The sequence below is a fragment of the Mobiluncus curtisii ATCC 43063 genome (genome assembly GCF_000196535.1).
In the GTDB taxonomy this organism is placed as follows: Bacteria; Actinomycetota; Actinomycetes; order Actinomycetales; family Actinomycetaceae; genus Mobiluncus; species Mobiluncus curtisii.
This window is the reverse complement of the sequence record NC_014246.1, coordinates 1,701,000-1,713,027: the sequence shown is the minus strand read 5'-3', so window position 1 is coordinate 1,713,027 and position 12,028 is coordinate 1,701,000. Positions and strand designations below refer to the sequence as shown.

6 protein-coding genes, 2 tRNA genes and 4 pseudogenes are annotated in these 12,028 nt (G+C 52.5%); 11 read left to right on the top strand and 1 reads right to left on the bottom strand.

What is annotated here, in order from left to right:
- Nucleotides 1–19 precede the first annotated feature (19 nt).
- Together purU and HMPREF0573_RS07430 are read left to right on the top strand one after the other, a co-directional pair.
- Nucleotides 20–883: a formyltetrahydrofolate deformylase gene (purU, locus tag HMPREF0573_RS07435; RefSeq protein ID WP_004006976.1), complete on the top strand. Its 864-nt coding sequence runs from the start codon at nt 20–22 to the stop codon at nt 881–883.
- Nucleotides 884–905: 22 nt separating this feature from the next.
- Nucleotides 906–1,958, top strand: a complete 1,053-nt coding sequence (locus HMPREF0573_RS07430; protein ID WP_013189445.1) for a diacylglycerol/lipid kinase family protein — start codon at nt 906–908, stop codon at nt 1,956–1,958.
- A 203-nt stretch (nt 1,959–2,161) separates the two neighbouring features.
- On the opposite strand, the gene HMPREF0573_RS07425 is transcribed toward HMPREF0573_RS07430, so the two are convergent.
- Nucleotides 2,162–2,235 (bottom strand) — tRNA-Pro (locus HMPREF0573_RS07425).
- 75 nt (nt 2,236–2,310) lie between these two features.
- Here HMPREF0573_RS07425 and HMPREF0573_RS07420 point away from each other — a divergent pair.
- The 9 genes and pseudogenes from HMPREF0573_RS07420 to HMPREF0573_RS07375 all read left to right on the top strand — a co-directional run bounded on the left by HMPREF0573_RS07420 (nt 2,311) and on the right by HMPREF0573_RS07375 (nt 12,027).
- Nucleotides 2,311–2,384: transfer RNA gene (locus tag HMPREF0573_RS07420), tRNA-Gly, on the top strand.
- A 248-nt stretch (nt 2,385–2,632) separates the two neighbouring features.
- A pseudogene (locus HMPREF0573_RS10125) lies at nt 2,633–3,736 on the top strand (IS1249 family transposase).
- Nucleotides 3,737–3,746: 10 nt separating this feature from the next.
- Nucleotides 3,747–4,966, top strand: a pseudogene (locus tag HMPREF0573_RS09630) (IS3 family transposase).
- A 56-nt stretch (nt 4,967–5,022) separates the two neighbouring features.
- The gene (locus HMPREF0573_RS07405) at nt 5,023–5,979 is read left to right on the top strand and encodes a DUF418 domain-containing protein (protein ID WP_041798031.1); all 957 of its coding nucleotides are present in this window, start codon (nt 5,023–5,025) and stop codon (nt 5,977–5,979) included.
- A 2-nt stretch (nt 5,980–5,981) separates the two neighbouring features.
- Complete coding sequence (locus HMPREF0573_RS07400) at nt 5,982–7,022, top strand: trypsin-like serine protease (RefSeq protein ID WP_041798030.1); 1,041 nt, start codon at nt 5,982–5,984, stop codon at nt 7,020–7,022.
- A 409-nt stretch (nt 7,023–7,431) separates the two neighbouring features.
- A pseudogene (locus tag HMPREF0573_RS10120) lies at nt 7,432–7,593 on the top strand (transposase-like zinc-binding domain-containing protein); the annotation flags it as partial.
- A 46-nt stretch (nt 7,594–7,639) separates the two neighbouring features.
- Nucleotides 7,640–8,860: pseudogene (locus HMPREF0573_RS09625) on the top strand (IS3 family transposase).
- Between the two features lie 313 nt (nt 8,861–9,173).
- Nucleotides 9,174–9,779 carry an ECF transporter S component gene (locus tag HMPREF0573_RS07380; RefSeq protein ID WP_013189435.1) on the top strand — a complete coding sequence of 202 codons (606 nt, stop codon included), beginning with the start codon at nt 9,174–9,176 and terminating at the stop codon, nt 9,777–9,779.
- Nucleotides 9,772–12,027: an ATP-binding cassette domain-containing protein gene (locus HMPREF0573_RS07375; protein ID WP_013189434.1), complete on the top strand. Its 2,256-nt coding sequence runs from the start codon at nt 9,772–9,774 to the stop codon at nt 12,025–12,027. The genes HMPREF0573_RS07380 and HMPREF0573_RS07375 overlap by 8 nt, the downstream gene beginning before the upstream one ends.
- The last annotated feature ends 1 nt before the right edge of the window (nt 12,028 follow it).

Sequence of the window (12,028 nt, the reverse complement as noted above, 5' to 3'; positions counted from 1 at the left end):
AAAAGGTATGCTAAGAACCATGACGGAAACAAAGTCAAGCGAAACCGTAAAACTGGTGCTAACCCTCTCTTGCCCAGACCAACCGGGGATTGTCCACGCTGTCTCTGGCATGGTGGTCAGCGCGGGAGGCAATATCATCCAGTCAGCCCAGTTTGCAGATCTCGATAGCGGATTGTTTTTCATGCGGGTTGAGATGGACGTCCCCTGTGCTCACGATATTCGCTCCCGTGTAGAAACCCTAGCTGCCGAGTTTGATATGGCTTGGGAATTGGATGAGATTGGTCGGGCACTGCGCACCGTCATCATGGTTTCCAAAGAGGGGCATTGCCTGTCCGACCTGCTCTATCGCGTGCGGGATCACTCGATTCCGATTGATGTGAAAGCGGTCGTGGGCAACCATCCCGATTTAGCTCCCATCGCGACTTTCTACCAGGTACCGTTTATTTTGGTACCGGTCACGAAAGACAACAAACCCGAAGCGGAACGGCAGCTGCTAGACTTGGTCGCCGCGGAAAAGGTCGAACTGGTGGTGTTGGCGCGTTATATGCAGATTCTTTCCGACAAGCTGTGCCGGGAAATGAGCGGGCGAATCATCAACATTCACCACTCTTTCCTGCCATCGTTCAAGGGCGCAAAGCCGTATGACCAGGCTCATGACCGTGGCGTGAAACTCATTGGAGCCACCGCGCACTACGTCACAGCGGATTTGGATGAGGGTCCCATCATCGAACAGGACGTTTCCCGCGTGGATCACACATTTACCGCTATTGACATGCGTAAACAGGGTCAAGACGTGGAACGCCGCGTGCTAGCGCAGGCCGTAAAATGGCACGCCGAGCATCGCGTGTTGATGAACGGCGACCGCACCGTGATTTTCCGGTAACGACGCCGAATCAGAGTTTGCTATGTCGGACAAGTTGCCCCCGGACAGCCCACACGCCAACCGACACGCCCCGGACGGCACTCCTTCTGATAGCGCGCAACCCGGCAACCCCGAAACCGCACCTTTGGAACAAACTTATCGGCAAGAAACTCGCGACATCCGCCGTATCGCTTTCATTCTGAACCCTGCCTCCGCTAAAGGTCACGCCCGCAAAACTGCTCGGGTCGCCCGAAAAGTGCTGCACAAGCGCGGTCTGGAGATTGTGGATTTTCCCTGCGATACTGCGGCACAAGCCCGGGAATCGGCTCGCCAGGCCGTAGCTGATTCCACGGTGGACGCCATCGTCGTTTCCGGTGGAGACGGGATACTTTCACTGGTGCTCCAAGAACAGGTTGGTTCCGACAAGCCTCTGGGAATTATTCCCGCAGGTTCTGGCAATGATCATGCTCGCCACCTTGGGATTCCGCTGAATCCACGTAAATCCGCGGGCATCATCGCGGATGGTTTCGTCAGCCAAACCGACCTGGGACTAGCGACTTTTACCGATATGCACGGCAAGGTACAGCAGCGTTGGTGGTCCACCATAACTTGTGTCGGATTCGACCAAATGGTGGCAGATAAAACCCAGGAAATGCGCTGGCCACACGGGTCACTGCGCTATATTTTGTCCCTGTTCATAATTCTGACAAAGTTCCATCCCCGACCAGTGCGGCTCAGTCTCGACGGGGTGGTTTGGGGCGAGGAACACCTGACTTTGTGCGCCGTTGCCAACGGAAAGTGCTACGGCGGCGGTGTGGTTGTGGCTCCGCAAGCATCCAGCTATGACGGAGTTTTCTCGATAGCGACGTTGAGCTCAATGCCCCGCCGGAAAGTACTCCGCCCCTTGTTCGCTGCCAAAAGGGGGAGATTCGCTGGTGCTCCCGGGGTAACTTTTCACGAGGCACGCCGAGTCAGTTTAGAGATGGAAGGATTGGCTCCCATTGCCGATGGGGAACGCCTGGGATACGGGACGGTTAACTTGGAATGCGTGCCCAGAGCCGGGTGGTTTATTGTGCCGCATCATAGAGAGAAATAGGTCAAAGCTGCGAACCCGCCGTCTCAATAGTTTGCTCAAATCGACATCGCCCGTCGGGGGATTTGCAAGGACTCGCTCCGCTCGCCTTGCCCCCACCGCTCAGAATCATTTCGTCGGGGGATTTGCAAGGACTCGCTCCGCTCGCCTTGCATACCCCTCCTCGCTCGCGCCCATGAAAGTAAACTTTCATGGGCGCTCGCTCGTCGGGGTGACAGGATTTGAACCTGCGACATCCTGCTCCCAAAGCAGGCGCGCTACCAAGCTGCGCTACACCCCGGAAAAGGTACAGTTTATGGTACAGGAAAGTTCGAGTTGTAGGAAACCCATCCGAACCGGTAAACTCATTTCGTACGCGGGCGTAGCTCAATGGTAGAGCCCCAGCCTTCCAAGCTGATTACGCGGGTTCGATTCCCGTCGCCCGCTCCATTGACTAAAAGCCGGGCTTTAGCCCGGCTTTTAGTCAATCTGTGGGGTCGCGACGGGAATCGAAGGGTTAAAGGACAAATTGTGTGTTTTTATCCGGGGTTTTTCGTTGTGGTAGAGCTTTAAAGTCGGTTTGAAAGTTGGTTTGGCTGAACTTTGGGGTCGGTCAAATTGTGTGTCTGTTTTCTCGTGTTTTGCTTGTGTTGGCGGGGGAAAGTCGGGTTGAAAGTTGGTCGGTTCATGCTGATGGCATGAATATGATGAAATGCCCGGCGTGTAATACTCCTTTGAAACGTAATGGAAAGACTTCTTCTGGTTCTCAACGTTGGCGTTGTAAGGAGTGCGGAAGGTCTAAGGTCGGAAAGATTGATAACTCTGCTAAAGAGCTTAATCGTTTCCTGAGCTGGCTGTTGTCGCGTCAGCGGCAGAAAGACATGCCCGGAGCGGGCCGGACGTTTCGTCGTCATGCAGCTAAGTTCTGGTGTTTATGGCCGTTCTCTCCGATCGTGGACGAGGTTCATGACGTGGTGTTTGTCGACGGGATTTATCTGGGGCGCAAGGCCGTGGTTTTGATTGCCTGTACTCGTCAGCATGTGTTGGGCTGGTATGTGGCTAGGAACGAGAACATTAACGCGTGGAAATCCTTGCTGGATCGGATAGCGCCCCCGCTTCTAGTCGTGAGCGATGGTGGGTCAGGTTTCAAAACCGCTAGAGCAGCTTCTTGGCCGGGCACGCAGGTCCAGCGTTGCACATATCACGCGTTTATGCAGGTACGACGTTACATCACCATGAATCCGAAACTGCCAGCCGGGAAATAACTCGGGAGAATAGCTCGCGACCTGTTACATGTCCATAACGTGGAAGAATCTCTACAATGGCTGGTCGGGTTCAACAACTGGTGCCTGGAATGGGAAGCCTTCCTCGCGGAAGAAACCATAAACGAATACGGCACAAGATGCTTGACCCACGAGAAACTCGTTCGCGCCCGGGACTCGCTAATTAGGCTCATAAAATCCGGTAACCTGTTCACCTATCTCGATCCTGACCTCGCAGACCAGACCCTGACCTGCCTACCAGCAATGAACAACCAGATCGAAGGCGGGATAAACGCTCAACTCCGTGCCATGCTCAAAGACCACCGCGGAATGAGCCTGGCCAGGCGAATCAAAGCGATTTTCTGGTGGTGCTACCAACACATCGAAAACCCCGCGACTCCAGCAGAAATCCTGAAAATAATGCCTACGGATACGCAACTCGAGGAATACTACCTAAACCAGGAAAACCTACACATCACACAAAGAAACCTCCCCGGATGGGGCGAAGTGTCCTGGGTTTTGTTCCTAGGTTTTTTGTGAGGGTTGTTTCATGCCTTGGAAGTATTCGCGGGAGTTTAGGGATCGTGCTGTTGGGTTGGTGTTTGACCGGCTTCGGGATGATCCTGGTTCGAGAGCAGCGATTATTAGTGATACCGGGTTAAAGCTTGGTGTGAGTCGTGAATCATTGCGTCGCTGGGCTGTTCAAGCCGAGATAGACCAGGGAGAAAGACCCGGGGGTTAGTCGGGAGGAGTCTGCCGAGATAAGGCGGTTGCGTAAAGAAAACGCGGAGCTTAAACGTGCTAACGAGATTTTGAAGCTCGCATCGGCTTTTTTCGCCAAAGAACTCGACCACCCCGGGATGAAATGATTGCGTTTATTGACCAGTATCGTGATTGTTTCTCGGTCGAGTGTATTTGCCGGGTTATGAACGAGCACATGGTTGGGGGCTTCCTCACGCCACGTGGTTACCGGGCGGCAAAGACCCGAAAAGTGAGCGCTAGGCAATTGAGAGATGCTGTGCTAGTAGAGGAAATCGTAAAGATTTTCGACCAGAATTACCGTGTTTATGGGATTCGTAAAATCTGGCGTGCTATGCGCCGGGCGGGGTTTGCTATCGGGCGGGAACAGACTGGCAGATTGATGCGCCTGGCCGGGATTTGCGGGGCGCGTAGGGGACGTAGACCAGTTACTACTCGTCCTTCTAAGGTCCCTGATGCACGCCCTAATCTAGTTAATCGCCAGTGTAGAGCAGATAGGCCTAACAGGTTGTGGGTCGCGGATATCACTTATGTCAGAACTGTGTCGGGTTTCGTGTACACAGCTTTTGTTACAGACGTGTATTCACGCAAGATTGTGGGCTGGGCTAGGTCAACTATGCCCCTGAGGCGTTGCCGTTAGAGGCCTTAGAACAGGCGATAGGATGCGCTAAAGACAATCTGGCAGGACTAATCCATCACACTGACCATGGTTCTCAATACGTAAGCATTAAATACAGTCAACGACTAACAGATGCAGGGATTAGATCATCGACCGGAACTATTGGGGATTCTTACGATAACGCGCTAGCCGAGACCGTCAACGGGCTATACAAAACCGAGTTGATTTACTCCCAGACCTGGCGCTCATGCACCGAAGTCGAATGGGCGACCCTGAACTGGGTGTACCGGTGGAATCACCAGCGTCTCCACGAATCGCTAGATTATTCCACCCCCGAGGAAGTGATAACCCAATATAATCAAACCCATGCTAAACAACTAGCACCCGTATAAGAAACGGAACAAAACCTGGGACACTTCACTAAAGTACTAGTAAAGGAGGGAACTGAGTGTCTAAACCTTCACGAATCGTGGGGCTTGATGTAGCGCGCTCACTCGCGATCATCGGAATGATAGTTATCCACATGGCCTCGCTACTTTGGAGTACCAAAGTAATACTCTCTGGCCTACCCGCATCATTATTTGCCATCATCGCCGGCGCGACGATGATGATTATTGGACGAAACTACACCAGCGCCACTTTCTTGCGGCTGATAGCCCGAGGCGCTTTAATCATCCTCATCGGCCTGGCACTACTGCCCGTGGGTGGACAAATCCAAGTGGTTCTCATCGTAATGGGCCTGGTAATGATCCTAGTTTCCTGGATGCCCGCATTGGGAACGTGGTGGAGGCTCGGTCTATTTATTGCCGCCACAATCGCCGCAACAATAGTTTACGCCCCCATCGAACTGCCACAGATTTATCCGCTATTGGCATGGATTGCATACTTCATCGGTGGCATGCTTCTTTTCGATGTGTACCTGCGCGACCGACTACATCGCAACCCCGATGAGAACAGCAACCCTAACACTCGACTGAGCTGGATCGTAACCGCTATCAGCGTTGTCATCGCTGGTATCGGCATCTACTTCCGATTTGACCCAGACATTCCCAGCTGGCTCAGCTTTACCGGTCACACCGGTGTTGCCGGAGAGATTATCCTCTCCGTTGCCGTTGCAGCCGTAGTGATCCACCTATGTGTGCTCATAGGCAATCTCTCTTCAACCTTAGTTTACCCTTTCGCTGCCATGGGAACAATGTCGCTAACCATTTACATTCTGCACATTCTCACCGCTTTCTACTGGCAGCAAAATGTCGCGTTGCATTCCACTTTGTCAGCAATCGGTTTCATCGTATTCTTCCTCGTCGCAGCCAGCCTCTGGAAGAAGTTTGCAGGACAGGGTCCTGCTGAGAAACTCGTTGCCACCACGATCAAGGTCATTGTTCCTTCTAAGAAAGGGAATTAACCGTGAAAAAATCACATTTTTCGTTCGCTGCCATTGTCAGCGCCACCCTGCTAATGACTGCAACTCCGGCTCTCGCACTCGAATATGGAGATCCGGCGCCCGATAATGCGGAAAGCAGTTCCGTTGCCGCGCTCAAAATGGGCAAAATCGGCAGCTTTGGTGACTGCACAGGCACACTCATTGCCGACCAGTGGGTACTCACAGCGCGCCACTGTCTAGAGTCAGTCAACAATGAAGGCACCCAGGCACGCATCGCTGGAAAGGTCTACAACGCTGATTCCTGGGCTCTTTCGCCCACATCTGACGCGGGGTTACTTCACCTGACTGAGAAAGTGACTAACGCAACCCCCGCAAAAATCTCCCACGATATTCCAACCCCAGGGCAGACGGGAACTCTTTACGGTTGGAGTAGCAGCTCGTCAATGGCACGATCTGGACAGCTACCAATGGCCAAAATGGTTGTCAAAGAGCTACTAGGTGGCGCACCTTCCGGTTCTGACACGCCGAGTGCTCCCGAAACTCCTTCCGATTCCAAGACACCTACCGGCGCTGATGCGTCTACAGAGACTGCCCCGCCACAGGCTCCACAGTCAAAACCTGGAATGACAGAAACTGGCCAAACCGAGTCTAATCCTGAGGGGATGTCGGAAGTCCCAGCCGACAACTCCATACAGCCTAGGATCGAAACCTCTATCTTGGATGTGCAGTCAGTTTCTGGAGCTGGCATGCAGGGCGGTGACTCTGGTGGCCCGTTCTTTGTCGACGGAAAGCTTGCGGGACTTGCTACCGCTGGAACTGCCAATGGGGATCCGGACCTTCCCTCCCCTAGTGCTGCAATCACCACAGTTGCAGGCACCGCCGAATGGATCGACAACATTATCTCTGACCGCGACACCCAAAGCGTTCTAACTGCAGAAAACACTCCTGCACCGCCAAAGAACATTCAAAGCAGTGGCGATAATATTTGGGGTTACCTTGCGATCGCACTCGTAGGCCTTGCCGTGGGAGCAATCGGCTCACGTATCCGCAATGCGCGCCAGTAAGGATTCCTACTGGACTGTCTAGCGAATAGCATTTCACCCTTTGAAGCCGTCTCCCAGAAAACTGGGTGGCGGCTTCAAACATTAGCTCTTTTACAGTCATGCGACCCGTATCTGACCCCCTTGCCTACTGAAGTTCACAACCGATCAGCATTGCTGCTGAACCAACAGGAAGATCATAGAAAGCCAGTAACCGAAACCTGGCTCAATCCGTGCTCGGGTCACGAAACAGGGTTAAAGGACAAATTGTTTTTTGTTTGGGTTTTTGGTTGTGTTTTTGCGTTAAAGCCGGGTTTTAAGTTGGTTTGGCTCAACTTTGAGGTCGGTCATTTTGTGTGTTTTTTGGGCGGGTTTTTCGTTGGGGTAGCGGCTTAAAGTCTGGTTTTAAGTTTGGTATTTCATGCTTGAGGGCATGAGTAGACTTAAATGCCCGTTTTGTGGTGGAGCGTTAAAGCGTAATGGTAGGACTAGCTCTGGGCGGCAGCGTTGGCGTTGCGGGGGTTGTGGGAGGTCTGAAACCAGGCGTATTGATAACTCGGCTAATGAGTTGCAGGTTTTCTTGTCGTGGCTGTTTGAAGCGTCCCGGGTTTTGTTCCTAGGTTTTTTGTGAGGGTTGTTTCATGCCTTGGAAGTATTCGCGGGAGTTTAGGGATCGTGCTGTTGGGTTGGTGTTTGACCGGCTTCGGGATGATCCTGGTTCGAGAGCAGCGATTATTAGTGATACCGGGTTAAAGCTTGGTGTGAGTCGTGAATCATTGCGTCGCTGGGCTGTTCAAGCCGAGATAGACCAGGGAGAAAGACCCGGGGGTTAGTCGGGAGGAGTCTGCCGAGATAAGGCGGTTGCGTAAAGAAAACGCGGAGCTTAAACGTGCTAACGAGATTTTGAAGCTCGCATCGGCTTTTTTCGCCAAAGAACTCGACCACCCCGGGATGAAATGATTGCGTTTATTGACCAGTATCGTGATTGTTTCTCGGTCGAGTGTATTTGCCGGGTTATGAACGAGCACATGGTTGGGGGCTTCCTCACGCCACGTGGTTACCGGGCGGCAAAGACCCGAAAAGTGTGTGCTAGGCGATTGAGAGATGCTGTGCTAGTAGAGGAAATCGTAAAGATTTTCGACCAGAATTACCGTGTTTATGGGATTCGTAAAATCTGGCGTGCTATGCGCCGGGCGGGGTTTGCTATCGGGCGGGAACAGACTGGCAGATTGATGCGCCTGGCCGGGATTTGCGGGGGCGCGTAGGGGACGTAGACCAGTTACTACTCGTCCTTCTAAGGTCCCTGATGCACGCCCTAATCTAGTTAATCGCCAGTGTAGAGCAGATAGGCCTAACAGGTTGTGGGTCGCGGATATCACTTATGTCAGAACTGTGTCGGGTTTCGTGTACACAGCTTTTGTTACAGACGTGTATTCACGCAAGATTGTGGGCTGGGCTAGGTCAACTATGCCCCTGAGGCGTTGCCGTTAGAGGCCTTAGAACAGGCGATAGGATGCGCTAAAGACAATCTGGCAGGACTAATCCATCACACTGACCATGGTTCTCAATACGTAAGCATTAAATACAGTCAACGACTAACAGATGCAGGGATTAGATCATCGACCGGAACTATTGGGGATTCTTACGATAACGCGCTAGCCGAGACCGTCAACGGGCTATACAAAACCGAGTTGATTTACTCCCAGACCTGGCGCTCATGCACCGAAGTCGAATGGGCGACCCTGAACTGGGTGTACCGGTGGAATCACCAGCGTCTCCACGAATCGCTAGATTATTCCACCCCCGAGGAAGTGATAACCCAATATAATCAAACCCATGCTAAACAACTAGCACCCGTATAAGAAACGGAACAAAACCTGGGACACTTCACTACCCCCCCCCAGACACACAATTTGTCCTTTAACCCGAGAATGAGCCGTCGCGAAAACGGTGAAGGCGGCATAAAAGCAATGCCCAGTGGGCATTGCGCCGCCGAAACACCAAATAGAAAGCGGCAGCGATGCAGTCGCATGAGACACTGAGTAAAACTGTGCTGATACCAAATTTCTGCACTTAAAACCCCAGGTGAACCAACACTTTCAAATTTAACACGGTTAGGCTAACCTAATTAACGCTTTTTGTTATTCATTGTCTGAGAGGGTTTTAGTAAGAGATATGACTGAAAATATCGAGGAAACAACAGCAACGGTGCACACTTCATCCAGAAAGGGGTTGGCAAACTCCGTACTTGGAACCCGGAACTTGATGACCGTAGCTGCATTAGCAGTGGTTGGGCTAATTATTTTGCTCCCTCTGAACTACATTTCGCCACTGCTCGCCACTTCCCCGCGGGGCGTTTTGATTGGCTGTTCTATCATGGGGTTTTGGGTTATCCCCTATCTGTTGCCTTCGACTATTGTTCGCCGTCCGGGTGCCACCATGCTAGCCTCCCTCATTATCGGCGTAATTTGTATCTTCGTCACGCCTACCGGTCCCATGGCTATAATCGGAAATCTGATAGGGGGTCTGTACATCGAAGTTCCCCTCGCAGTAATGCTTTACCGCCAGTGGAAGACCTGGGCATTCATGATTTCTGCAGGAGTTTTTGGTCTGTTGAATGGACTCCTCTACTTGACCATGCTCAAGGAAGCTATAGGGATACCGTTTGGCACGGCATATGTGGTAACTTCTATCGTTTCAGCCCTGCTGGGCGGGCTGGTAACTGTAGGCATTACTCGCCTGTTGAACAAGGCAGGCGTGGGTGTGGCTAACCGTGCTTAATCAGACATGCAATCAGGTCAAAGAGAGCCTGAAAGTTCGGGGGCTGAGTGTCCACTATTACGGTCAAGAAAAGTGGGTTCTGTCTGATGTTGACCTGAGCTACCTGGAGGGACAAGTTTGCGCTGTCATTGGTCCCTCTGGCTGCGGTAAAACCACTTTAATTAGAACCATCTGCGGATTGATACCGCACTGTTTACCGAGTGAATATTCAGGCTGTGTCGAGTTGTGTGGGACACAAATCGCTGATGCCAGTGTAGAGTTTATCGCCCGGCAGGTTGCCTATGTGGGGCAGAACCCCGATGCTGCCGTAATCACGCGTAGCGTGCATGATGACATCGCGTTTGCACTACAAAATCTCTGTCTGGATCCAGATACGATTGAATCGCGGGTAGTACAGGCTGCTGCGCAGGTCGGCTTGGGCGAAAAGCTACATGATAATCCTTGGACCTTATCCGGTGGACAACGTCAGCGTCTGGCAATAGCTGTGGTGCTGGCAATGCGTCCGAAGTTGCTGGTTCTAGATGAACCCACTTCAACTATTGACAGCCTTGGAAGTAGAGATTTTTATGACCTAATTGAACAGCTGGTTCACCAGGACCTCGGAGTCATCGTGATTGACCATGATTTAGATCCGTTGCTGCCAATCTGTGATTCCGTGCTTGCGTTGAACGAAAAAGGTGAAATCATCGCGGCGGGAACGCCCCGCGAAGTGTTCTTAAACCACACCCAGGAATTAGCGCGTTGCGGAATCTGGTTGCCGCGAGCGATCCGTTCGGGGTGCAAGGAAGCGCTGACTTGCTCCGAAGCCGGCATTGAATTGCCACAGCTAAACGAGTTTTGTGACAGTCAAGTTAAATACTGGATGAGGGACGACTCGGGATGGCACGAGACCGGAGAGTCGGTATCCGCGCGACCGGAGGCACTGCTGAAGCTAAATGACTTTTCGGTACCGCGCCGCTGTCCAAGCATCAGCGCAGAGTTCGCTGCTGGCGATTTCGTCGCAGTAATCGGACAAAACGGTGCCGGAAAATCATCGATGCTCTCCGCCCTTGCCGGTCTGCTGCGTTTCGAGGGCAATGCTTCGGTTACGGGCATCCCCCTAAAAAAGGGCAATCACCAGGTGGGTTATGTGTTTCAGAATCCTGAACACCAGATGGTGGCAGCCACCGTACGCAAAGAACTGAGCGTCGGAAAGGTAACGGATTCCCAAATCAACGACCTTTTGAATCGTTTCCATCTGCAAGCAGTCAGCGAGCAACATCCACTAACGCTTTCTGGTGGTCAGCAACGGCGGCTTTCCGTAGCCACGATGGTGGCGGAGCAACGCAAAGTAATCGTTCTCGATGAGCCGACTTACGGACAAGACTGGGCAAACACTTGCGAGTTGATGGAGTTCATCCAGCAACTGTGCTCTACAGGGCACCTGGTCATTATGGCTACGCATGATTTGGAGCTCGCCAAAAAATACTGCTCACACATAATCGCACTGCCATTTTCCCCACAGGTTACGGCTCCGGCTGCCCTCCCGCAGCACGAAACTCGCGGTCTTTTCGACAGCTTCAATCCCCTGACTTTGTTTATCGCACTTGTGCCGCTCATGGTGATGATATTCGTCCTCAAGAATCCGGTGGTTAATTTTTCGCTGCTCTCCGTGTCCAGCCTGGCGATGCTGCTGGCAGGAGCAAACCGGACACGTGCCCTGGGAAGCATTCTCGGTTCGTGGCTGGTTGCTGCTTTTATGATTTGGATGTTCTCTGACAACGACGTTCTCTCTATGGCGTCAAGGCTAAACGATGTTGGCACGAGCTATGCCGCCGGTAGCGGAATTGGAGCCCTGATAGCTTTAGTTCTGCTTTCGGGCATCTATAGCGACCCGACAAAGATGCTGGTGAGCTTAAACCAGACTTTTAAAGTGCCCTACCGAATCACTTCCGCCGGTATCGCGGCGGTGAGTTTTATTACCCGCTTCCAGAACGACTTCAAAGTACTGCGAACCGCAAAAGCCCTGCGTGGAGTCGGGCAGCGCTACGGGATTTTTGCGCCGGTAGCGCGTTGGGCAGGCTCACTGGTTCCGTTGGCGATTCTCGCCGTTCAACACGGTGAGAGAGTCGCGTTGTCGATGGATTCTCGTGGCTTCGGCGCTTTTCCTAAACGCACCGAGTTAATTTCCGCCCCTTGGCGAGTACGCGACTGGGCGCTGGTGGTCACAATCTGGATCGTAACCACCATATTGTGTCTATTTTTCTGAA

Excerpts from the sequence above, each read along its gene's own strand:
- HMPREF0573_RS07430 (WP_013189445.1), top strand. The coding sequence starts at position 906 with ATGTCGGACAAGTTGCCCCCGGACAGCCCACACGCCAACCGACACGCC.
- purU (WP_004006976.1), top strand. The coding sequence starts at position 20 with ATGACGGAAACAAAGTCAAGCGAAACCGTAAAACTGGTGCTAACCCTC.
- HMPREF0573_RS07380 (WP_013189435.1), top strand. The coding sequence starts at position 9,174 with ATGACTGAAAATATCGAGGAAACAACAGCAACGGTGCACACTTCATCC.